The 23,907-nt window shown below is 30.5% G+C and carries 27 protein-coding genes and 2 tRNA genes; 22 read left to right on the top strand and 7 right to left on the bottom strand.

Annotated features, from left to right (window positions below; translation table 11 throughout):
• Positions 1–2: 2 nt before the first annotated feature.
• The 18 genes from D6200_RS13305 to D6200_RS13220 all read left to right on the top strand — a co-directional run bounded on the left by D6200_RS13305 (position 3) and on the right by D6200_RS13220 (position 9,953).
• Positions 3–614, top strand: a complete 612-nt coding sequence (locus tag D6200_RS13305) for a hypothetical protein (protein WP_073181911.1) — start codon at positions 3–5, stop codon at positions 612–614.
• A 20-nt stretch (positions 615–634) separates the two neighbouring features.
• The gene (locus D6200_RS13300) at positions 635–1,894 is read left to right on the top strand and encodes a PA3715 family protein (RefSeq protein WP_073181913.1); all 1,260 of its coding nucleotides are present in this window, start codon (positions 635–637) and stop codon (positions 1,892–1,894) included.
• A gap of 50 nt (positions 1,895–1,944) precedes the next feature.
• Positions 1,945–2,286, top strand: coding sequence for a DUF6678 family protein (locus tag D6200_RS13295; RefSeq protein WP_073181914.1), 342 nt, complete (start codon positions 1,945–1,947; stop codon positions 2,284–2,286).
• A gap of 106 nt (positions 2,287–2,392) precedes the next feature.
• A complete protein-coding gene (locus tag D6200_RS13290) occupies positions 2,393–3,160 on the top strand; it encodes a hypothetical protein (protein WP_125064427.1) in 768 nt (255 codons plus the stop codon).
• Positions 3,161–3,169: 9 nt separating this feature from the next.
• Positions 3,170–3,481, top strand: a complete 312-nt coding sequence (locus D6200_RS13285; protein WP_073181918.1) for a hypothetical protein — start codon at positions 3,170–3,172, stop codon at positions 3,479–3,481.
• A gap of 17 nt (positions 3,482–3,498) precedes the next feature.
• On the top strand, positions 3,499–3,792 hold the full coding sequence (locus D6200_RS13280; RefSeq protein WP_073181920.1) for a DUF7677 family protein: 294 nt from the start codon (positions 3,499–3,501) through the stop codon (positions 3,790–3,792).
• A gap of 24 nt (positions 3,793–3,816) precedes the next feature.
• Positions 3,817–4,107 carry a pentapeptide repeat-containing protein gene (locus tag D6200_RS13275; RefSeq protein ID WP_073181922.1) on the top strand — a complete coding sequence of 97 codons (291 nt, stop codon included), beginning with the start codon at positions 3,817–3,819 and terminating at the stop codon, positions 4,105–4,107.
• 57 nt (positions 4,108–4,164) lie between these two features.
• On the top strand, positions 4,165–4,476 hold the full coding sequence (locus tag D6200_RS13270; RefSeq protein WP_073181924.1) for a hypothetical protein: 312 nt from the start codon (positions 4,165–4,167) through the stop codon (positions 4,474–4,476).
• Between the two features lie 61 nt (positions 4,477–4,537).
• A complete protein-coding gene (locus tag D6200_RS13265; protein ID WP_073181926.1) occupies positions 4,538–4,888 on the top strand; it encodes a hypothetical protein in 351 nt (116 codons plus the stop codon).
• Between the two features lie 46 nt (positions 4,889–4,934).
• The gene (locus tag D6200_RS13260) at positions 4,935–5,561 is read left to right on the top strand and encodes a hypothetical protein (protein WP_073181928.1); all 627 of its coding nucleotides are present in this window, start codon (positions 4,935–4,937) and stop codon (positions 5,559–5,561) included.
• A 43-nt stretch (positions 5,562–5,604) separates the two neighbouring features.
• Positions 5,605–6,075: a hypothetical protein gene (locus D6200_RS13255; protein WP_073181929.1), complete on the top strand. Its 471-nt coding sequence runs from the start codon at positions 5,605–5,607 to the stop codon at positions 6,073–6,075.
• Between the two features lie 12 nt (positions 6,076–6,087).
• The gene (locus D6200_RS13250; RefSeq protein WP_073181931.1) at positions 6,088–6,465 is read left to right on the top strand and encodes a hypothetical protein; all 378 of its coding nucleotides are present in this window, start codon (positions 6,088–6,090) and stop codon (positions 6,463–6,465) included.
• Between the two features lie 96 nt (positions 6,466–6,561).
• The gene (locus tag D6200_RS13245) at positions 6,562–6,783 is read left to right on the top strand and encodes a hypothetical protein (RefSeq protein ID WP_073181933.1); all 222 of its coding nucleotides are present in this window, start codon (positions 6,562–6,564) and stop codon (positions 6,781–6,783) included.
• Positions 6,784–6,868: 85 nt separating this feature from the next.
• The gene (locus D6200_RS13240) at positions 6,869–7,165 is read left to right on the top strand and encodes a hypothetical protein (protein ID WP_073181935.1); all 297 of its coding nucleotides are present in this window, start codon (positions 6,869–6,871) and stop codon (positions 7,163–7,165) included.
• 152 nt (positions 7,166–7,317) lie between these two features.
• Entirely contained in the window at positions 7,318–7,698 is a 381-nt protein-coding gene (locus tag D6200_RS13235) for a DUF6210 family protein (protein ID WP_083574768.1), read from the top strand.
• Positions 7,699–7,721: 23 nt separating this feature from the next.
• Positions 7,722–8,228, top strand: a complete 507-nt coding sequence (locus D6200_RS13230) for a DUF6678 family protein (RefSeq protein ID WP_073181939.1) — start codon at positions 7,722–7,724, stop codon at positions 8,226–8,228.
• On the top strand, positions 8,215–8,934 hold the full coding sequence (locus D6200_RS13225) for a DUF6304 family protein (protein ID WP_073181942.1): 720 nt from the start codon (positions 8,215–8,217) through the stop codon (positions 8,932–8,934). Before D6200_RS13230 ends, D6200_RS13225 begins: the two co-directional genes overlap by 14 nt.
• A 2-nt stretch (positions 8,935–8,936) precedes the next feature.
• Complete coding sequence (locus D6200_RS13220; RefSeq protein ID WP_073181944.1) at positions 8,937–9,953, top strand: hypothetical protein; 1,017 nt, start codon at positions 8,937–8,939, stop codon at positions 9,951–9,953.
• Between the two features lie 249 nt (positions 9,954–10,202).
• On the opposite strand, the gene D6200_RS13215 is transcribed toward D6200_RS13220, so the two are convergent.
• Together D6200_RS13215 and D6200_RS13210 are read right to left on the bottom strand one after the other, a co-directional pair.
• A tRNA-Met gene (locus tag D6200_RS13215) sits at positions 10,203–10,275 on the bottom strand.
• 368 nt (positions 10,276–10,643) lie between these two features.
• Positions 10,644–10,716 (bottom strand) — tRNA-Met (locus D6200_RS13210).
• Between the two features lie 140 nt (positions 10,717–10,856).
• Between D6200_RS13210 and era the strand changes: the two genes are divergently transcribed.
• A complete protein-coding gene (era, locus tag D6200_RS13205; RefSeq protein ID WP_073181948.1) occupies positions 10,857–11,738 on the top strand; it encodes a GTPase Era in 882 nt (293 codons plus the stop codon).
• Here the strand turns inward: era and D6200_RS13200 are convergent.
• Complete coding sequence (locus D6200_RS13200) at positions 11,735–12,247, bottom strand: ABC transporter ATP-binding protein (protein ID WP_047790734.1); 513 nt, start codon at positions 12,245–12,247, stop codon at positions 11,735–11,737. The genes era and D6200_RS13200 overlap by 4 nt on opposite strands.
• A gap of 104 nt (positions 12,248–12,351) precedes the next feature.
• Here D6200_RS13200 and der point away from each other — a divergent pair, with 104 nt between their 5' ends.
• The 3 genes from der to D6200_RS13185 all read left to right on the top strand — a co-directional run bounded on the left by der (position 12,352) and on the right by D6200_RS13185 (position 18,094).
• The gene (der, locus tag D6200_RS13195) at positions 12,352–13,659 is read left to right on the top strand and encodes a ribosome biogenesis GTPase Der (RefSeq protein WP_073181950.1); all 1,308 of its coding nucleotides are present in this window, start codon (positions 12,352–12,354) and stop codon (positions 13,657–13,659) included.
• 78 nt (positions 13,660–13,737) lie between these two features.
• Positions 13,738–16,512: an outer membrane beta-barrel protein gene (locus tag D6200_RS13190; RefSeq protein WP_073181952.1), complete on the top strand. Its 2,775-nt coding sequence runs from the start codon at positions 13,738–13,740 to the stop codon at positions 16,510–16,512.
• A gap of 184 nt (positions 16,513–16,696) precedes the next feature.
• On the top strand, positions 16,697–18,094 hold the full coding sequence (locus tag D6200_RS13185; RefSeq protein ID WP_073181955.1) for a receptor L domain-containing protein: 1,398 nt from the start codon (positions 16,697–16,699) through the stop codon (positions 18,092–18,094).
• Positions 18,095–18,173: 79 nt separating this feature from the next.
• On the opposite strand, the gene D6200_RS13180 is transcribed toward D6200_RS13185, so the two are convergent.
• The 4 genes from D6200_RS13180 to D6200_RS13165 form a co-directional block, all read right to left on the bottom strand.
• Entirely contained in the window at positions 18,174–19,472 is a 1,299-nt protein-coding gene (locus D6200_RS13180; RefSeq protein ID WP_073181957.1) for a PepSY-associated TM helix domain-containing protein, read from the bottom strand.
• Positions 19,463–22,198, bottom strand: a complete 2,736-nt coding sequence (locus D6200_RS13175; protein ID WP_073181960.1) for a TonB-dependent receptor — start codon at positions 22,196–22,198, stop codon at positions 19,463–19,465. The genes D6200_RS13180 and D6200_RS13175 overlap by 10 nt, the downstream gene beginning before the upstream one ends.
• Positions 22,199–22,320: 122 nt before the next feature.
• A complete protein-coding gene (locus D6200_RS13170; RefSeq protein ID WP_073181962.1) occupies positions 22,321–23,229 on the bottom strand; it encodes a FecR family protein in 909 nt (302 codons plus the stop codon).
• Between the two features lie 67 nt (positions 23,230–23,296).
• Positions 23,297–23,824 (bottom strand): RNA polymerase sigma-70 factor, encoded by a 528-nt coding sequence (locus tag D6200_RS13165; RefSeq protein WP_231128400.1) that lies wholly within the window; start codon positions 23,822–23,824, stop codon positions 23,297–23,299.
• Positions 23,825–23,907 lie beyond the last annotated feature (83 nt).

The raw sequence follows: 23,907 nt of genomic DNA, 5'->3' as shown, positions 1-23,907 counted from the left end.
AAATGGAAATACTCCTCATCATTTTTTTACTCCTATTAGCTGGTTTAGTTTTATTTCTACTCTACAAAATTTTAAAGTGGATTGCAGCAAAAAGAGTGAGAATTATTGTGGCAGCAGCATTGTTAGTTATTGCTATAATTGGCAACACCCTCAACCGTCTATTTTTCACCAAAATGGAAATGATTCAATCTACCGTTTATCCCAATTTATATTTGGTGAAACACCCCATTAAAGATCGAGATTCCTTAAACAATATTATAAAAAGCAAGGTAATTGAAGTAATAGGTAAAAACCCAATAATCAATCAAAAAATATATTCTGAGAACACATACGAAGCACCTTATGCTACATTGGCATTTTACACATATAGCAAGAACTCAAAACTATCTATATTTCAAGATTACGGAACGTCTTATTTTATAGATAACCAAGAAGATTTAGGCGGTATGATTGTGGAAGATTTGAGCATGTATCAAACTCAAAAATTGGCAACCTATAATATCAAAGCTTATAAAAATGATATCACTCGCTATTACGGTGCGTTAACGTATTTCAAAGATGCATATCCGGTTAAAACAGATACCATTAACAACAATGTCCTAATCAAAGACTAACACTACTTAATTAACTAAAAATGAAATTTCTTTACCTCATAATTATCTTACTAATCTTTTGTTCTTGCAATAATAACATCAAAGAAAAGAAGGTAGAAACTGTAGAAGTAGAAAACGCTGTTGAAGCGGCAGCAGAACCGTCAAAACACACCACTACAACCTTTAAAGAAGAATTTCTAAAACTGAAACTAAAAAATCTCCCTGTTATCGAAAACTCTTCGTTTGATAGCCATACAGATAAAGGCGATTATCAAGAAGTAAATACCGAAGCATTAAATCTGGCTCTAGTTTATAAAAATTGGAATATCCTCAAATCCAATTATCGTATCATTGACGCATACCGATTAAAGTTATCTAAAGATTTTTATACTGTAGTCATAACAGCAATACAAAGCGATGAGGAAATAGAATCGAGACTTATCAACTATGACATAGAAGGAAATATCATTGCTTCAGAAATGGTTGCTTACGATGCAAAAATACAAAATTGGACTAGTACAAAATCAAAAATTGAAGCAAATCGCATTACGATTAATTACCATTTTAAGGCAGGTGAAGAAACCGGTATTATTAGAATAGAACCCAACGGAAAACTTAAAATATTAAACACCAAAGAAATATTTTATGAATTGGTGATAAATGAATTAAACATAGACCACTCAAAACTAATACCAAGCTTACAAGCATTTAAAATACTGCCTAACCGTCCGCACGAAGCCATAGTGGTTATTCCCGAAATCGTAGAAGGCAGCGAAGAAGAACATTTCTTTTCGCTCGATACTCATATTGCTTATGTGAATATAGAAAACAAACAGGTTTTATTTCACTATTTTGAAAGTGCTGAAACAAACGGCTGGACGTCAGATGCCATAGTGCTACTAGAAATAGTCATAGACACAGCACCCTGTACCATTACAGAAAACGAACGTGCTTTTGGCGTTAAAACCCATTTTGTTGGTAGTTCGCGTGTAAATCCTTACGAAAGTGAGCAACTTTCCTTGTTTATAGTAGCCAATAACAATTTACAGAAAGTCCTACATAATTTTGAAATACTGGACAATAGAGGTGAATGGGATGGTAATTGCGAAGGTGAATTTATAAACGAAAAAAGAACACTCATTATTTCAGAAGAAAAAAACAATGGTTATTTTGATATTTTAGTGAAACATAAAATCACCAATAATATAGTTTTTGAAGATGAAAATAGTGGTTGTATTAGTAAAGATACCATTACTACTAAAACATCGGTATTAAAATTTGATGGTAAAACCTATAAATAAAGGAAACGAAGCGAATTAACATCATCATTGATGAATCTGAAATTAATACGATGTCAACCCCTAATACATATCAACTGAAACTACAAGAAGAAATCATAAAAAAAGTTAGTTTTATGAACACTACAAAGTGGCAGAAGTTATTTTCAATTGTAAAAGAAATAGACCCGAAATGCATAGTGAACATAAAACTTTTATTAGACGATAACGCAAAAGAGATGGTGATTCCCAACATAGAAGATATCATCAACAAAAAATTTATTGAAGCATATTGGGGTATTTTTGATTTAAAAGAAATTGAATGGTTATTTATTCCTTCCATAATACAAACAGAACAAAAAAATAGAGAAGAACGGCTTACACCTAAAACTCATACCCAAAAAACACCAAACTAATTGCTAAAGCATTGCAAGTAGGAACACAATTTGAATACGAAGAATCCAGTGAAGGAATAAAAATATATGGATACAAATAGATTAAAATCAACTATAAAAAAACAAAATGAAAACTAAAACCACTCCACTTTTACTCCACATATTCTTGCTTATTATTGGCTTAACATCTTGTAAAAACACATCAAAAAAATCTACTGAAACAGAAATTAACACCATAATTAATACAGCGGAAGACAATAAAGACACAATAAACCTTCTTTCAAAAACAGAAGAAAACAAGATTCCAGACCATTTTACAAGTCGCCTAAGACCTAATGAACAATTGAAATGGGGAAGAATTTATACTGATACGGTTGTCTTTGTAGATTTCAACAATATGGATTATGACGATGTACTATTTAGAGTAAAAAACAATGACAAAACAGTTGTGTTGATTAGTGATGATAAATGGGAAGGAACGTTTAGTAATGAACAAAAAATTATGATAAACTGGAGAATAGATAGTATTAGACCTGCTGGTGATCCTGAGTATTTAGAGTTTAGAGAATTTTTGGTCTCAGCAACGAATGTAAATAACCCAACCAATGAAAATCATTCATTTGTAATTTCCTGCGGTTCTGGTTGTGCAATCACCTATACTCAAAACAAAATTGTAAGCAACAACAACACGCACGAAGTTACCTTTAAAGTAAAAATGTATGTCAATGAGCTTCTATCAGAGGAATATTACGAATCTTATTTTTTTACCTGTACCCCTTCAAATGGCGATGCTGGAATAAAATTAAAAGAAGATAACGAAGTGAATAGCGATAATGTAAACCCAGAAGTATTAAAACAACTGAAATTATATATCCCTAAATTGTGTAAAAACTAACATCGCAATATGAACTTTCAAGAAGCTAAAAAACACATTGCTAAAGAGTATCAATCAGACGATGGATTAGACACCTTGTTTAGAATGAGTGCCGATGTAGAAGAAGAACGAATTGCTCGGTTTCTTCAAGCATTACGGTGTTTACAAGAACATTACACAGAAAAACCGGTTATAGAAAAAGAAGTGGCATTTCAACTGTTTAGCATCAACGAAACTTTAAAAGCAAGCATGGGGCATTGGAAAGTAAACAGGCCTAAGGGATTAGACCATAATACTTGTTGGAAAATTATTGAGAGTATAAGATGTATTTTTAGTGACTAACACAACCAAAATTATATATGAAACTAAGCGAATCATTTAGCGGAGCACTCAGAAGTTTTGCCTATTTTATGGCAAGTGGTACGCATTACCAATTAAAAGGTATTGATTACCTAAAACTATATGGTGAAGAGCCCAGTGCCATAGAACAAGCCTTTGCCATTTTTGCCAACGTTATAGAAATGGATGAAAACGGAGAAGTGCTCAATGCAAAATATGCTGAAAAACGAGCAACAGATTACATCCGTTCGTATTGCGATGCTAACTTTAAAGTAGAACCTCCGTACGAAGATTGGGAAATAGAGTTGTATTAAAAGAATACATTGAAACTAGAAATTATGAAGAATGTAAGTAAATTAATGATAACGTCAAATAAAGAGTTTAGTGCAAAAACTTTTATCAATCAGCATTATTACAGCTCTTTTATTGAAAAATCATCATTCTTCGGAATAGAATTTAGAAATATAATTTTTGCTAAAGTATCCTTCAAACAATGTGAATTTAAGCAGTGTCAGTTTAGAAATTGTGACTTTGATAATGTTACTTTTTGGGAATCACATTTTTGTGAAACCAACATTAAAGATTGCAGTTTAGAAAATATTATTTTCTCAAAATCATCCGTATGCTAAAAAAGCATAGAAGATTCCTCTGATTTTTTAAGCCTGTTACAACAAGACATTTGAAAAATGACAATAAAAGAATTTGAAAAACGTGCAGAATATCAAAACGGATATGATAGAGAATTTGATAACTGGAAGATAATTAACATTCATCAAATACCTGATGAATTTATGGAAAACCACGAAATTGATTTTTATTGTTCTAATGGGCTTAAGGTTTATTTATTAAGATTTAGAAATAGAACAACGGAATCCTATGTAATAAATGATGACTCTAAAGATTCAGGTTATCCTCCTTATTTGATTGCAGATTTTCCGATTCTAAGATTAGATAATGAAGTTATAAAAATGACATTAGAAAAGTTTAATTTAATATAATACACTGTTTTAATATGCTAACTTTCGTGAATTTTAGCATCGTCAGTAATTAAAAATTATAATGAACAATTATCGTAAATATAAAAGAACAATTTTAGAAAATCTTGAGAACAAAGAACGTAAATTAATGTTGGAAAGATTGGAAGTTGATTTGACTGAGAGATTGAAATCATTTACAAATTGGGATGAATACTGGCAAGAAGTGGATGAAATAATAACCATATTAAAAAACAACGGACACGACTTATGGAGTCATGATTATGATGGAAATGGCAAACATTTATGGGGATGGGATTATATGAGAATGGAGACAGCTGGTTTTTTACAAATACGGTTTGATTTTAATGGAACAGTAAAAATATTTTGGAGAGAAGATAATCCACAACTTGGAATAAAGAGTAAAGATAATTAAACCAAACGCAGCAACATAAATTTTAGTGTTGGTTAGAATTGAAATAATGAAACTAAAAACAGAATTTCAAAAAATAAAAGAGCTTAGAAACAGATTGTCAATTCCTATGGATTTAGCCAAAGAATTGATAATTAATAACGATGGTGATTTATTGACTTGTGAACAAGAGTTTCATAGAAACAATATCAATTCTATATGCAGACTCGCAGAGTGCAATGAAACAATAGCTAAAAAATATTATAGAATTTGTGGATTTGACATAGAGAAATCTATAAACAAAATTCACGAACAATTATTTTACTTGACAGTTACACCTAATGAACCAATTGATAAAATTGGATTTATTTTATGGGCAGAAAATGAAAGCCTTGATAAGTATATAACCTTAAGAGATAAAAGTCTTTTTATTCAAACTAAAGATTTTGAATATGTTATCGATGCTTTTAAATCAGTTTTTCCATTAACTAATTCTAACACTAGAGAAACACAAAATTGTTTTAATATCGTTAGTGGAAACTTTTTTGATAATAAGACAAGTAGAATTATTGTTGGAAGAATAGCTACGATCAAAACAAAAGACCCAAACGTAGAAATGTTTTTAAGAGATTTAATTAAATGGTTTAATACTCAATTGAGATATGCTGACGAAATTGTTGTGTACGGAAATTTATAAAAACGAATTTTAATCTCCCAATTATAGTAAATTTAAGAAAAACATGAATTTTGCAGAAACTGAAAGCTGGATAAAAGAAAGTATTATAAAAGGTGGAAATTTTTCACTTAATGCTTTTATAAAGGGAAACAAAATTTTTGAAAGCCCATTTAATTATGTTAAAGAGGATTTTGCATCAACCAATCTTAATGTTTTCCTGAAAAAAATCGGAAAATCATTAAAAAAGAGTAAAAATATTGACTCTGTTTATTGGTTTAAAATAAATCTAATTGACAATGCAGTAACCGACTTAGTTGGATTAGGGGAATTATCTGATTTTGAAGACTTAAGTTTTATGTCTAGTCTCGTAAAATATGATAAAGCTGATCAGAGTGGGGATGTTACAGTTGGAATTTTTGACAAAACAAAAGAGTGGTTAATAAAGTTAACAAATAATCAAGATAAAAATCGAGTTTATATTCGTTTGTATGGGAAAGGGAAAATAATCGAGTTGTTGAAAGAATTATCTCGATAAACAAAAATATTTATGAGCGAAGGAAACAAAACGCCACAAGATAATATATCATTTAAAGATGAAGACGAAAGCCTTGTTTTTAATCACTATTCGTTTTGTGAGTTAATTAAGCACATTATGGTAAAATATGGAAAAATCTCCTATAAAAATGCTAACGAAAAGCTAAAGCAAAGCTTCTTAAGAAATACTCCAAACACTTTAGAAGATGTGTACCAGCTAATCCATGAGTTAGAATATCATTGGGCTATGTTGTTGGTTCACGGAAACATGTATTGGACCAAAGGAATACCAAGTGATATTAACAGTTTTAAGGATGAATATTTAGCATGGGAAAAAGAAATTATAAAAAAATATAACCTTAAGAAGACTTGTGAATATAACAGTTGTTAAACTCAATTTATCTTTTACTTTTTATGTAACATTAACAAAACAAACTAAAAACATTGAACCTATATTGAATAGAATCCTGTAATCATAAACAAACCTATGGCATTAGATTTTCACAGACTTGACAACCAAGAATATTTGTTCGGACTTAATGATAACAAGTGTAAAAATCTTTATGAAGTTTTTACTGAATATAAAAATTGGACAGGCGTTTTAATTGACCCATATAGCGACATAAAATTGACCATTGAAAATCAAAAAATGTTTGTAAAGATAATTGACATTTATATTGAGAAAACAAACTTAAACATGGATAAGTAAAAAATAATCGACATTTTAGAATTTAGAACATTATTGAAATATTTTTCAGACAAAAATTTAGATATCAAAATATTAGGCGACTAAAATGGGGTTCGAATATAAATTAAGAGCAAAACTTCCTAACAAACAAACTAACGACATCCAATTTTTGCTTTTGGACAATATAACTTTTGACAAAAAGTACAAGTTTGACAATAAGGTATTTTGGGAATTCAGAGAAGCTGAAAATAATGGAAAATTACCAAACGTAACTATCGTCTTTGAGAATGACGGCATTTATATTTGTCAATACGGTTCCTCTTATTTGTGGACAAACCTTGACAAACTAAAAGATTACATTAAAAGCAATAAAATTGAATATCAATCAATTAACTATCAATAATAAACAAACAACTATTACTTACATGTTGTGTAAGTAATAATGATATATAAGATAAGACAAAATAAAATAAAATAAAGAAAATGAATCAACCTTTAATTGAAATATGGGATTCTGTTGGACTCGGAATAATAATTGAGTATCCGACTGGAATAATGATTTCAAACCAAACTGGTGGAACTGCTTGTTTGCATCCGAAAATTGAAGGAATATTTTTGCCATTATCTAATGACTACTCTAAAGAGAATTTGGAGTTTAAAAGTCCCGAAATAGAATTAATAAATTACTTTATTGGTACAAAATATAATGGTAATGGAGCAATAAAAGGAATTGACTATGAAGATGTAGACAAAATAAATTCGATTTTATTCAGATATGGATTAAACGAAATAATAGAGGTTGATGTAAATAGATTAACAGAATCTCACGAGGCTTGGATTAGAATAAAAATCAATAAATCTCAAAAAAATGATGTAATGAAAGGATTTAATAAATATCCTCTAAGCGGAATATTAACTTGGTCAAATAGTGATTAAAACACCCAATAAAAATTAAACCTATGAAAACCGAGGAAAAGCATAATATTTATGCAACTGTAGATTCGCTTGGCTTATCATTATTCGAAAAGTACAAATACCTGACAGAAAACGATAAAGATATTGTAAAACTGAAACAACAAGTAAACAAAATTGTTGAAAGCCGAAACCTCTCGTCTGTAATGAATGATACCAAGTGGCTCGAATTACAACAAAACATAGATTCGTTACCATTTCCTCCAGCGTATAACGAAAAATTAATCTTACAGGAAAAAGCTGCATTCACTTTTAAAGACTTTAAAGACCCACCCAAATACCAAGGAGATTGGTCAAGTTTTTGGGAAGAAGGCTTGCCTACATTTTTTACTATTGAATGGCTAGAAATCAGAGCAACCCAACAAATACACCAAGGTCGCTTAGTACCATCAAAAATTATTGATGCTACCAAAGAATTGATTCAATTATTAAATAAACTAAACATTCCTTTTGAGCAAGATGGCGATATTATCACTATATATGGATATAAATAATAGGTTAATGCGTCAATACAAAGCCACATACCAAGACAAAAGAGGAACAGAAAAAATTATCATAAAATCTAATGGTAGTGTGTTGTTTTCAACCATTAGAGGCATTGATTTTTATGGAGGAGATTTTGATCAACTCACGACAAACAGCATTGACAATACCAAGTTTGATTACAATATGTTTGCCGATGGTTCGGGAGATATCACCAATTTTAGTCTCAAGATTATATTTCTTATTCAATTCTTTAATGCCACAACTAACCAAACAGTTACAGAACACTTAATTGTAACTGTAGTAGTTGGAGAGCACGCAACTATAGACAGCTTGGATCATGAAATTAACAGCTTAACCCTAAACGCTTCTTTCGGAAAATTTATAGTCGAAAATAAGTTGGAATGGATGGAAGAGGCCCTCATTGCACTTCAAAATCAACTACCACCAAATATTTATTTAAAAACCTGTTTAAGCTGTAAGTTCTCTAACTATCATCCTGTAGGAAACGGGATATTCGGGTCATTGTGTTGTTTTAAAAATTATAAAAAGCAGCTGAAACAAATACAAAGTAAATTCGATTTATTAGACTTATGGACAGAAGAAAGAATAAAAGCCAATAAATTATTCTTTGTACAGGAAACTTTTGATTGTAAAGAGCATCAAATCCCAACAAAAGCGGATTGGTTCTATAAAAATTGGACTAAAACAATCTAACTATGAATGGACTAGAAAACGTAAAACGTAGTAAATTTTATACTGAACTTAATGCCTTATTACGAGCAGAACTGCCAAAATTGAAAGAAGATATTAGTCCTTTATTCAACAAAATACTTAAAGAAAAGAAGTTTCGAAATCCATTACCTATTGTTCATAAATCTGAATATGCTGCTTGGGGACGCAATAGTCAATGGCGATTAGAGTTGGATTTTGATGATTACCAGTGGTCATACAAAACAGGGAAACCTCACTTTCTAGCCGCTTTAATAAGTATGGATATAGGGGATGAGATGATTCATTTTAAATACCAACTTTGTAGTTCTTTTAACGATGAATTACAACCCCAACAAGCAGAAAAAATAGCGCTTTCAAAACTCAATAATTTAGAATTTATTTCATCAAAAATGAAAGCCGTAAAACAATTTTTAGACCTATTGCCTGAACACTTTATAGCAGAAGTAGAACACATAGATTTTAATGATTTAGAATATACAATGCACCCCAAAATACAACAAAAATGGCAACAAGGCTATCTTCCTGGTTATGATTGCATCATTATGGGTGATGGCGAAATCATAATTGGAAACACAAATAGCGTTTGTTATTCAAACACTAAAAAAACAAGACAATATTGGTCACCATTATGTGATACATCTATTGAAAGTTTAGAAAAATACAATGATGATATTTGGACAGAGATTGATATTGTGAAAGGCGCTTTTACACATAAAAATCAAGAATTTGTGTTTGGTAGTGGTGCTATGGGCAACGAAGGATTTATAGCGTCAATCTCTCCAAACAACATTTTAGATTGGGCAATATTTGAAGATTGCGTTTTACTAGCATCACCGAAAAGTTCAGCTTCTAGCTCTGAATTATCTATATATGGATTAAATCCTGCTTGTAATAACTCTAGTAACGCTTTTTGCATTGTTCGTAAAAATGCGATTCGTTCTTGCTTTGTCTTTAATTTATTAACTCCTGCCTTAATATGTGGCTGCCTTTGTAATTTTTGAGTTTTAGGGTTTCTATAAGAATAATATACAAACCAATCCTTTTTTAATGCAATTTCTTTTTCAGATTTTGTCAACTTCGACCACTCTGAAATTCGTACTCCACCTGTATATATTTTAGGCTCTGAAAAATTCAATTTCATATTAAAAACGTTTACGCTAGCATTTACGGTACGTAAAAGTAAGAAAGATAAAGACATAAAAAAACGGATTGTGGTAAACAATCCGTTGATTTAACAAGCTTTAGCTTAGTAGCGGGAACAGGACTCGAACCTGTGACCTTCGGGTTATGAGCCCGACGAGCTACCTACTGCTCTATCCCGCGATTTGCGGTTGCAAATATACATCTTTTTCTTTGTACTATCCAAATAAAAAGCAAATAATCCTTACTTTCATTCTAAAGATGGAACTACATCTTAACAAACTAAACAGAAAATCAACATTTCTCTTAATAAAATATAATAAAAGATGGTTATTACTTGGTTACACTCAAATCATAAAACAAAAAAATCAACACTATTATCAATACAATTCAGTAAAACATAATCAAATGGGAACAAATTGAGATGGGTTTAGGCTTTCTAAGACTTGAAATAAAATTTCATAAGAATTGTGTTTAAATATTAAAACATGTCAACACGAATTTTTAATCACAAAAAAAGGTTTTCAATTTAATTGAAAACCTTTGCTTAGTAGCGGGAACAGGACTCGAACCTGTGACCTTCGGGTTATGAGCCCGACGAGCTACCTACTGCTCTATCCCGCGATTTGCGGTTGCAAATATACATCCTTTTTCTTGTTCTGCCCAAATAAAAAAGCATTTATTTTTCATATAAATATATCCCTTTAAATAACAAGCATGTAAAAAATAAATACTCCTTACACAAAACAACCTATCTTTGCATCATGACACATAAAGCAGGATTTGTAAATATTATTGGAAACCCAAATGTTGGGAAATCTACCTTGATGAACGCACTAGTTGGTGAAAAACTATCTATCATCACTTCAAAAGCGCAAACTACTAGACATCGTATTTTGGGGATTGTCAATGGAGACGATTATCAAATTGTTTTTTCGGATACTCCAGGAATCATAAAACCAGCTTATGAGTTGCAAGAATCTATGATGGATTTTGTAAAATCTGCCTTTGAAGATGCCGATGTTCTTATTTACATGGTAGAAGTTGGTGAAACAGCTCTTAAAAACGAAGCTTTTTTCAACAAAATAATTAATAGCAAAATTCCAGTAATTTTGCTGTTAAACAAAGTTGATAAATCGACTCAAGAAGAGGTTGAAGCTAAAATTGAATACTGGAAAAAGAAGGTTCCAAATTCTTTTGTGTATGTAATTTCTGCTCTTGAAAACTTTAATGTAGATACCGTTTTTTATAAAATTATTGAGCTTTTACCAGATTCTCCTCCTTTTTACCCAAAAGATCAGTTAACCGATAAACCTGAACGTTTTTTTGTGAATGAAAAAATTCGTGAAAAAATTCTTCAACATTATAAAAAGGAAATCCCTTATTCTGTAGAAGTTGAAACTGAAAGCTTTGTTGAAGAAGATAATATTATAAAGATTCGTTCTGTTATTATGGTAGAACGTGAAACACAAAAAGGAATTATTATCGGACATAAAGGAAGTGCAATCAAACGTGTTGGAACTGAAGCTCGTAAAGACCTTCAACAATTTTTTGATAAAAAGGTTTTTTTAGATTTACATGTAAAAATCAATAAAAATTGGCGATCTAACGAACGTCAATTAAAACGATTTGGATACAAAGACTAGCCTCTTTTTATTGTTCGTAATAACTGTTTCGTATACTCTTTCAATTCATCCATTTGTTTTTTTCCTGTTGATTTCCCTAGGCTTCCTAACAAGTATAAAGCAACCCATACAATAGGTAAAACAACCAGCATTACTATAGGCAGCATCGTTATTTTTTTTAACGTCCAATTGCTGTAAGCTATAATGGCAAAAATCACAAAAGCTGTTCCCACCAAAAAGTGTAAAAACATGAAAAAAGTCCACACTTGAGGTTTGGGACCAAACAAACCTTTTATATTTGATGAAGTTTCTGAAACCTCTTCTATTTCAATATGCAATTGCGGTGACCATAAATGCGATTCCTTCTCAGGTACATCAATAACCACATGATTATCTACAACCTTCATTTTGTACTTAGAAACATCGTTTAAATGCTTCTTTATTTCTTCTAACAAAACCTGAGAATTTATTTCATACTCTAATTGAAAACGAGGTTTTAAAAAAATCTGGTTGTATAATTTATCATCCATTAAATAAAACATTAGGTGCCAACAATATAGCAAAAACTATATACTATCTAAAAAACATTACAAATCATATACTAAATTGTATCTTTGCACAAATTTTTTGCAAAATGAGTATTATTGCGATTGTAGGAAGACCAAATGTAGGTAAATCCACTTTATTTAACCGATTAGTAAAACGTCGTGAAGCTATTGTTGATTCTGTTAGTGGAGTTACAAGAGATCGTCACTACGGAAAATCTGAATGGAACGGAAAAGAATTTTCTGTAATTGATACTGGTGGTTATATTGTTGGATCTGATGATATTTTTGAAGGAGAAATACGTAAACAAGTTCAGTTAGCTATTGATGAAGCTGATATTATTGTTTTTGTAGTTGATGTTGAACAAGGTATTACCCCTATGGATGCTGAGGTTGCCAAAATTTTACGTCAGGTTGAAAAACCATTATTTATGGCTGTAAACAAAGTTGACAATGCAATGCGTGATGCTGATGCTGTTGAGTTTTACAACCTTGGATTAGGAGACTATTACACTATTTCTTCCATTAACGGAAGCGGAACAGGAGAGTTATTGGACGCTATTGCAGAAGAAATTCCTGAACCTGAAGAAGATGAAGAAAAACAAGACGAATTGCCTCGTTTTGCTGTAGTTGGACGTCCAAACGCAGGAAAATCATCGTTTATTAATGCTTTAATTGGAGAAGACAGAAATATTGTAACCAATATTGCAGGAACCACACGAGATTCTATTGATACAAAATACAATCGTTTTGGATTTGAATTCAACTTAGTCGATACCGCTGGAATTAGAAAAAAATCGAAAGTAAAAGAAGACTTAGAATTCTATTCAGTAATGCGTGCTGTACGTGCTGTTGAGCATTGTGATGTTGCGGTATTGGTTATTGATGCAACTCGTGGATTTGAAGGACAAGATGAAAAGATTTTTTGGTTAGCAGAGAAAAACAGAAAAGGTATTGTTATTTTAGTAAATAAATGGGATTTAGTTGAAAAAGAAACCAATACTATGCGTGATTTTGAAGCTAAAGTTCGTCAGGCAATTGCTCCTTTTACAGATGTTCCTATTGTCTTTATTTCTGCATTAACCAAGCAACGTATTTTTAAAGCTATTGAAACTGCTGTTGAAGTTTTTGAAAATAGAAAACGTCGCATTCAAACAAGTAAGTTAAACGAAACGATGTTAGAGATTATGGAGCATAATCCTCCTCCAGCAACGAAAGGTAAATTCATAAAAATAAAGTACTGTATGCAGTTGCCAACACACACTCCTCAGTTTGCTTTCTTTGCTAATTTACCTCAATATATTAGAGATCCTTACAAGCGTTATATTGAAAATCAGTTACGCGAACATTATAACTTTAATGGAGTACCTATTAGTATTTATTTCAGACAGAAATAAGTTTAACAATATTTAACTCTTAGAAAGTAGTTTTTTCTTTTTATTTGTAGCTCTTTGAAAATCATTTTGCTATAAACAATGAAAAAACTACTTTTTATTTTTACCTTATTACTTACCAGTTCAATTTTTGCTCAATCTTATCCGTTTAAAATTACTGGTACTATTAACTCTGAAAAAGATAAAACTACTATTGAGGCAGCTACAGTTCATCTTGAGAGAGCTAAAGACAGCTCGATTGTTACTTACACTATTTCTAACGACAAAGGAAAGTTTTCTTTAGAAGGAAAATCTTTTAGTAAAGACGTAAAACTCTTTATTTCTTATGTTGGCATGGATAGTTTCTCTAAACTTATAGAGCTAGACAAAACCTCTAATCTCAATTTAGGTACAATTTTTTTAAAAGAAGAAAGTAATGTGCTTAGTGAAGTAGTTATACAATCACGAGCTCCAATTACTGTTAAAAAAGACACTTTAGAGTTTAATGTAAAATCTTTTAAAACTAAAAAAGACGCTAATGTTGAAGATCTTTTAAAGAAACTTCCTGGTGTTGAAGTAGATGAAAATGGAAAAATTACTGTAAACGGGAAAGAAGTCAATAAAATTTTGGTTAATGGTAAACCTTTCTTTGGAAATGATCCTAGTATTACCACTAAAAATTTAACAAAAGATATTATTGAAAAAGTTCAAATAACAGATACCAAATCTAAATCAGAAGCTTTTACTGGTGAAAAAGGAGATGCAAATAACAAAACTATAAACCTTACCATAAAAAAAGAAAATAATAAAGGTTGGTTTGGTAGAGTATCTGGTGGCGCTGGAACCGACAAACGCTTTGAAGGAGCTGCCATGGTAAACCGTTTTGATAACAATCAACGATTTAGCATATTAGCCAGCACAAACAATATCAATTCTCCAGGTTTTAGCTTTGGAGAAATTCAAAAAATGTTTGGAGGAGGTGGTAATATTTGGATAGGTGGAAATGGTAGTTTTAATGTTAATGGAAGAAGTTTTGGAGGCGGTAGCGGTATTATAAAATCAAAAACTGCTGGTGCAACCTATGCTGATGAATTTGGTAAAGGTTTAGATGTAAACGCAAACTATTTTTACTCAGGAAGTAATTCAAACAACGAATCGAAAAGTAATAGAGAGTACACACTTCCTGATAGGAAGTATTTTTCCAACTCTACTACTACTTCTGATGATGAAAATCACAATCATAGTTTTGATACAGAGTTTGACATTGAAATAGATTCTACTCTTTTAATTAATGTTAGACCTACGTTCATTTTTAACAAACGTGAAAGTAATAGCCGTAGACAAGAAGAATCTTTAAATGAAAATAATACACTTACGAATAGCTACGTGAGTTCAACCTATTCTAAAGCAACAGCAAACAATTTTCAAAACAAATTAGATATTACCAAAAAAATTGGAGCTAAAGGTTCCTTTATTAAAGCCTCTATAACTAACAGTATTGATAAAACAGATACCGAAGAATTTAACAAGTCTATAATTGAAACTTTTGGAAATAATGCTAGCACAGAAAATAGAGACCAAAAAAGCATTATTGAAAATAACTTAACAGGACTTTCCTCACGTCTAACCTATCGTTTTCCTCTAATTGCTAAGAAATTATTTTTAGATACTAAGTATAGTTATCAACGTGATGAACGAAAAAACCAAGAAAACACTTTTGATTTTAACTCAACAACGCAACAGTACAGTGACTTTAATACTGAATTGAGTTCTGACTTTACATATAATGATATTACTAAAACCCCTTCAGTAGATTTAGTGTATAGATCTAAAAAGTGGCGTTTAAATTTTGGTACTGGTTTTGTTAACAGAACCTTAGAAAACAATGATAAATTGCGCCCTGAATTAAGCTTAAAAAAAGAATACAATAATTTAGATTTAGATGCTAGTTTCAGATATAGATTTGACTCCAAAGCCTCTATTTACTTTGATTATCGTTTAAACAATAATGCTCCCAGCATTAATCAAGTTCAACCTTTTTCTGATGTGACCAACCCTTCCAATATTGTTACCGGTAATCCAAATTTAAAACCAGCTCAAAATCACAGAGCATATATTAATTTTAACAAGTTTAACTGGCAAGCTCGTACTGGTTTTTGGTTTTATATAAGTGGTACTCTTTATGAAAATCAAGTAATAACAAACACCTCTATTGACGATAATTTAGTCAGAAAAACCTCTTATGAAAACAATGATGGGGGTTATGATTTATGGGGTGGTGGTAGCTATACAAAAAAAATAAAACTAGACTCCATCTCTAGTATTAAATTTAGAGCTGGTGGAAACATTGGCTCCAATAAAAACTTTAATATCTTAAATAACATAAAAGAAGGAGCTAAAACAACTTCGTTAACCCCTAATTTTGGAATCACATTAGAGTGGGACAAACTGGCTTCTATAGAAACACAGTATCGTATTTCTTTTTCAAATACTAAATACGACGTTAACACTGATCAAAATCAAGACTTCACTAGACATTCTGTTAATATAAGAACAAAAACAAACATCCCAAAAAAGTTAGAATGGTTAAATGACATTCGTTACACATACAACCCTAACGTAATTGGATTTAATAAAGCTGCTTGGTTTTGGAATGCTACATTAGCTTATTCTATTTTAAAAGATCAAGGTACTATTAGCTTAAAAGCATATGATTTATTAAATCAAAACACCAACGCTCAACGTAGAGCAACCTCAAACTACATAGAAGATTCCGAAAGCACCGTATTGCAACAATATTTTATGCTTGGGTTTAGTTGGAAATTTAATAGTTTAGGTAAAAAAGGTAAAATACAAAACTACGATTTCCGTTTTTAAATCTCCATTCAAAAGAACTATAAATCCCTTATCAAAAACTGGTCAGGGATTTTTTATTTTTTACTCCAATACCTAAGCATTATATTTAACATATAATTTAACTTTTCACGCCATTTATATCGTTTCCTTTTTTTGTTAATTTATCCCAATATTTACTTAAATAAAATTAAAAATTAGCTATACAATGCCCAAATACAATTTATATAAATTAATAGTTATAATCCTACTCTTTACATCTTGCTCTAAATCAGAAGAAAACCAACTACCTCCTTCTACACAACTAACTGTAAAAATTAGTTCAACTAATCCGTTAAACAGCAAAATAGAATGGACTAATACTGATAATTCACAAAACAAAACCACCTATTACGACCTTTACTTAGGCGATGAACTAATAGCTGAATATATTGACGGTAACACTTTCGAATTTGAAGAGCTTAAAGGCTTAACTGAATACCAAGGTAAAGTAATCGCCAAGGACATAAATAACAAAACTATTACTTCTACTGAATACAAATTTTTTACTGATAAAAAACAATTTGAAGGTAATATAGAGTTAAAAAGTCAAGAAGATATTGATAACTTTACCTCTAAAGGGTACAATGCTATCAAAGGAAATCTAATTATAAACGGTAAAACTTCCTCTGTAAAAAGTCTTTCTAATTTTAATGACCTTAGTCAAATACATGGAGACTTGTTTATTATAAATACCTCTCTTAAAAACTTAAGTGGTTTTGAAGGTGTAACATTAACTTCTAATGAAGCTAGACTCGTTATTATTAACAACAATGAGCTTACCAATGTTGAAGCTTTATCAACAATTACGGCTTTGGGTTCTCTTCGTATTCTAAACAATAAGTCGTTACAAAACTTAAGCGGATTTCATAAACTAAAAACTATTCGACAAGAGTTATCAATCAGTTTGAATCCTTCTATAAATAATCTAACTGCTTTACAGAATCTTAGTAAGCTTCATAAAGTTAATATTATTGGAAATGATTCTTTAGAAAACTTAAACGGTTTAGAACAAATAACAGAAGTCAACGCTGTTGTAATTAAAAATAATACTTCTTTAAAAACTATGGAAGGTTTACAGAACTTAACATCTTGTGAACTTTACTTTACTATTGAAAACAATACTAAACTTACTAAGTTAAATGGTCTTTCTAGTTTAAAGAGTGTTGGCGCTATTAAAATTATTAACAATGCTTCTTTAGCAAGTATTTCTAACTTATCATCTTTAACGTCTGTTAGTTATTTAATAGAAGTAAAAGATAATTCTAATTTAACTTCTCTTAATGGAGTACAAAATATAGTTTACGATAACAGCCCCACAAATAAGGAACTTTTTATTCAAAACAATCCTAAAATTACAACCTTAGATGCTCTTTCAAACTATACTTTTGAAAGAGGTGTTATAGACATTTCAAATAATAAAAAACTTGTTAATTTTTGTGGATTAAAAAAGCTACTAACCGAAATTAAGCATAAAGATTTTGATGAAAACAACTTTATTTATAACAATGCGTATAACCCCAGTATAAATGACATTTTAGGTAAAAAATGTAATTCATCATTATAATTTTACAAAATACACCTCATAAAAAAAAACACGCTGTTTAAAAATATACAGCGTGTTTTTTTATTACTTCTTTTAAAAATTATTTTACTTTTTTCATCCAATAAGTAAGTATACCTATTGTTGTTACTCCCCATAAAACAATAAAACAAACTATGGGAGCGGGTGTTTTAGGTAAACTACCGTTAACTCCATAGCGAGTTATTTCTTCAACTCCTCCCCAAAAAGACAACCCTAAAATTATCACAGTAATACTGTATGCTATAATTATTGATATTCTATATTTTTTCACCCCTGACTTCAGCTTTTGGCGCTTTGCTTGTAAGTACGCTCCTGTTAAACACAGCACAGACAATGAAAGTCCGAAAATAAAATACAACCATTTAGACCACAATCCTGCAAAATTGCCAAAATGTAAAACATCTACAGTTTCCCACCATCTATGATACATGGTTAACTCCTCAGGTTTTTGAATCTTAATTACATCTCCTGTTAAAGTATTCAGAGTAATATGTGCTGTTCTTTTTCTTACAAGTAATGCTCCATTATCACCTTCAAATGATAAAAGTCCTTTATTGTAATTGTAAAAAAACAAACGCTGAATTTCCAATTCAGGAAACTCTTTTTCTGCTTTTTCTACCAGTTCATTAATACTTAAATACTTTTCCTTATTTTTTTGTGTAATTTGTGAAGTATCAATATGTGGCGGCTCTGGAAGCCACCATTCCAACAAATACCAAGTTCCAGTAAGTCCTATTAATAAACCAAACCATAGTGACCATAATCCGATTAACTTATGAGTATCTGACCAAAGCCTTCTAGCTCCTTTTTTAATATTTAACTTAAAAAAACCTGATCTCCATTTTTTGTAAAATAAAAAACCTGTGAGAGTTGAAAGAACTAAAACAAACCCTAAACATCCCACTATGAAGTACCCAAAATTTACTCCAAAAATACGTGATACATCTGGATCAAAAAGAGACATATGGAAACTTCTAAAAAAGCGTTGTACATTAAAATATGTTGTTTCTTCTTGTATATTATAAGATGAAGGGTTCATATAAAAACGAAAAAGTTCACCACTTTGCTTCCTTCCCCACCCATGCAATGTATAACCACTTTTTTCTGCTTCAGCTAACTCTCCTAATTCAGATTTTGGATATTTTATATGAAAAGAATTATATGCTTTTTGCCAATTAACTTCTTTTTTATCGTTTTTTATGTAATCACTTTGAAGTTTAGAATTTAGTAACCAATCTATTTCATGAGAAAAAACGGCAATACTGCCAGACCAACATATAACAAATAGTAAAAGTCCGGCAGTAATACCTATCCAAGAATGAATAGTAAAAAAAGTTTTTTGCTTAATTTTTAAAGCCATTTTTTAGTTAATGTAATTTGAAAAAGACGCCTATCTCCCACTCCAATTTGATCGGATCCTCTTAAAATATTGTCTTGTGCCGAGGTATAATAAGTTGTATCAAAAACATTAAACACATTATAACGTATTTGTAAATTGTTTTTAAATGTGTAACCTAAAGCAAAATCCATACGAGTATACCCTGGTAGTTGATATTGATTTCCACTGTTAGCTTCACGTTTTCCTTGATGTACTACACCCAAACCAATATCTAACCCTGATAAACCTATACTTTTTCCATTATAATTAGAAAACCCGCTAAATTGAAACTCTGGGATGTTTGCAAACTTGTTTCCTATAATATCTTGATCACTTTCTGTTATTTCAGAATTTTGGAAACTCATACCTCCCATAAAAGATAAATCTCTAGTTAGCTTTCCTGTTAATTCAAACTCTATTCCTTTTATTTCTGCGCTTCCTAACGGTAACATAAAGCGTTCTTCAGGCGTATTGCTTGGATCTGAAATAGCTATGTTTTTTCTTTCTAAAAAGTAAGCAGATGCTGTTGCTAAAGCTTTTCCGTTAAACAGTTGCCATTTTAAACCTCCTTCAAAAGAGTTTGCTCTAATAGGTTTAATTCCATTTCCTTTACGAGTTACTCCATTTTGTGGTTGTGCTGATGATGAATAACCTACAAAACCTGTTAATGTTGATGTTACGTCATATGATGATCCTAACCTAAATGAAAATAAATCATCATTATAATTACGGTTAATTAAGTTAATTGGATTAGGTGCAGATTGTGCTTCTAATTTTGCTAATACTTCTGGGCTAATACCATTTAAGTTTTGTTCTGTTATCTTTTTTACATCATCATATCTCATACCTACAACTGTTCTAAACTTAGGTGTCCATTTACCCAGCCATTGCCCAAAAACTGCATTAATTTTATCTCCAACTCTAAAGTTTGGGCGTATACTTTCTCCTACAACATTAGGCTCTTGATTATTATCTGGATTAAAAACATCTAAAGTATTTTCAAAACTTCTATACACAAAGTCTCTATCAGCATCAGTATAAGTAGCATCACTAACTGCAGTGCTTCCTCCAAAATTAAAAGCATGTCCAACACCTTCTTCATTTGTAAAGTCTCCGTTAAAATTTACCTGTACCGTTTCTGTACCAATGTCAGCTCCAACTTCAGCAAAAAATATTGGTACTACTGAATTTCCTGAAAAAGTGACTCCATCTTCTTTAAAAAGAGGCCCCCAACCACCTTCTGCATCAGCATTTCTAAATGAATGTTCTTCTGATTTTTGAGAAAAATTATGATATTGTACCGTTGCTGAAATTTTATCGTTGAATTTATGATTTAACGTTATATCAAACCTATTAGAGCCTATTTTATAATCGTCCTTTTCTCCATGAAAAGTAAAATTTCTAGGTAAAAAATTATTTTTCAATCCAGCTCCTTCAATATAAATAGTTCCTCTATCTAAAGGATCATTAGCCCAATTATATTCATATTCTACAATAAGGTTTGTTTTATCTGTTATTTTCCAATCAAACGATGGGGCAATAGTTACATACGGCCTATCATCCTGTCCATTTCTCCAAAATTGCCTTTTTTGATAACCTGCAATTAAACGACCATTTAATTTTCCTTCAACTAAAGGGCCTGTAACATCTCCAACTACACGCATAAAATTATGATCTCCTCCTCCTAAAATTACTTCAGCAGCAAAAGTGTCTTTTGGTTTTTTTGTGATAATATTCATAAAACCTCCTGAAGAAGTTAATGACGCTTCAACACCAGAAGGTCCTTTTAATATTTGAACTCTTTCTATCGTTTCTATAGCTCTAACTCCTTCTGGAGCTCTTTGTTGTCGAATACCATTTATATAAGATTCTGATTGTGGAAAACCTCTAATTATCACATTTTCTACTTGTCCTCCACCATTATCGGCATTACTAACACCTGGCACAAATGTTATAATTGTGCTTAAATTTCTAGCTCCAATATCCTCTAAAAAATTGTCACTTAAAACAGCTATTGAAGCTGGAGCTTTTAGTGTTTTTATTGGTGTTTTTAATGCATTAGTTAACGGAACAATATACCCTTGATTTCTTGTTCCTGTTATCACAATTTCATTTAAACTTTCAGCAGTTTCAGTTAAAGAAAAATCTAATGTATTCTTTTGATTTGCTAAAATTGTTACTGTTTTTTGTTCATTACCAAATCCTACTGAAGACGCTATAGCAATGTAATTTCCTTCTGGTGCATAAAAACTATACCTACCATCTTTATCAGAAGATGCCCCAAAACTAGTTCCTTTTAATACTATTGATGCATAAGGTAAAGGAAGTCCTTTATCATCTAAAATAGTTCCTGTTATTACACCTTTTTCTGCTTGATTTTGTATTAAAATAGTGTTTCCTCTTACCTTATAATAAATGTGATATTTAACTAATACTTCATTAAGTATTTCTCGTAATGTTACTTTTTTATACTCTTTGGTAATAATGTTTTTCCTCTTTTCATCGATAGACTCAAAAGCGAATTTACAACTTGCTTTTTCTTCTATTTTTCTTAAAGCAGTTGGTATCGTATTATTTATAAAGTTTATTGAAATTTTTTTATCTAATATAGATTCTTGTGCAAATGAACTTTGAACTGTAATGCAAAAAACTATTATTAGTATACTTTTTACAGTTCTATGAATAGCTGTATAATTTATTTTATTCATATATTTATAGTTTGTGATTTAATCGTGTTTTTGGTTGAATTACTTTTAACCAGTATGAAGTTTTGCCGACAGAATACTGGTTTTTTTATTTTGTTTTCTATGTCATTTGTATTTATTTTTTTTTAAAAAATTATTATTCTATCCCCTGTCTTTTTGAAATTAAAATTCAACACAAAACCAATATCTTTCATTACTGTGTCTATTGATTCTTTTGTATGAATTCCGTTATATTTTCTCCTTTTTAACTCTTCTTTTTTTATCTCTATGCTACAATTATAAAATCGTTCTAACACTTTTATTACACTACTTAAGGTTTCATCTTTAAAAATTAATTTTTGTTGCATCCATGCCGTATGGTCATTTTCTTTAAAAACCTTCTTTACCAACCTTTCTTTAACAAGTATTGCTTTCTCTTTTGGATTTAGTGTCATTCCTTTTTCTTTTCCTTCTTTTTTTGAGAAAAAAAACACTTTTCCTTCATCTAAAAATATAACGTTATTCTCTCCTGTATAAGCAGATAAATTAAATTTAGTTCCTAAAACTTTTGTTACTGTTTTTTCTGTTTTAATTACAAATGGAAGTTGAGCGTTCTTTTCTACTTTGAAGTAACCTTCTCCTTTCAATATTACATTTCTATGTGTTTTTCCATACTCTCTTGATACTTCAAGAGACGATAATGCATTTAAGGTAATTCTCGTACTGTCTTTAAGTACTATTGTTCTTACTTCACCTGCCTGTGTTGTATATATTATTGGTTTGTTAACAACAAAAAAGGCTGACACTAATAAAAAAACAGTAAATGTTGCTGCTACACTCCATCTAAAAAAGAAGTTTCTTTTTGTTGACTTTATTGTATCTTTTGCAATGGCATTCCAAAGTTTCTCTTCAATATGTGATGATGTCTCAATATTGGTTTCAGGAAATTTGATCTCGTTTTCGGTGGTATTCACCCATTCCTCTATTCTTTTTCTTTCAGTTTCTGTACACTTTCCTTCTGCATATCGTGTTAAAAGTTCAGGTGTTATTTCCATATAAACTACTTTGGTTTATATATAGGAACGGATATAGTTTGACAGAGTCCTAAGCGATAATCAAATTTTAAATAATTTTTAAGTTTTCATGAATAAAAGCCAAAGCTTTAGTAAGGTGATTCTTTACCGTTTTTGGTGATATCTCTAACTGAATAGCTATTTCTGCTGTAGAAAGTTGTTGCTCTCTACTTAATCGATATACTTCTTGGCATCTATTTGGTAATCGATTAACAACTAATTGTAAATCATTCTCTAAAAAATTGGTAACTGCCAGATTATGCTCTATTGACTTTGTTTCTTTTAAAACACAATCTGATGTTACTTCCTCCAATTTTTTTTTATTCTTATAAGAATTTTTAGAGCGATAGTAGTCTACAATTTTATTGCGAGCAGATTTTAATAAGTAATTTTGAGTTTGACTAGTAAATTCTATTTTATCAACCCTTTTCCATAAAGAAATAAATACATCTTGAACAATCTCTTCTGCTGCCTCTTTACTATTGGTTTTAGAATAACATAAGAGGTATAAGCTCTTCCAATGAGTTCTATAAAGTTTTTCAAAACTTTTCTCTTTTGTAAGCCTATATGTTTTTATTCTTTTAATGGGAAAAACTTTTGTTAAATTAACTCAGCAAATATAACAATCATTACTTATTTAGATTTATTAAAAATAAATTT

The organism is Tenacibaculum mesophilum (assembly GCF_003867075.1).
GTDB lineage: Bacteria > Bacteroidota > Bacteroidia > Flavobacteriales > Flavobacteriaceae > Polaribacter > Polaribacter mesophilus.
The sequence above is the reverse complement of the archived record's forward strand: the minus strand, read 5'-3'. Positions and strand labels throughout refer to the sequence as shown.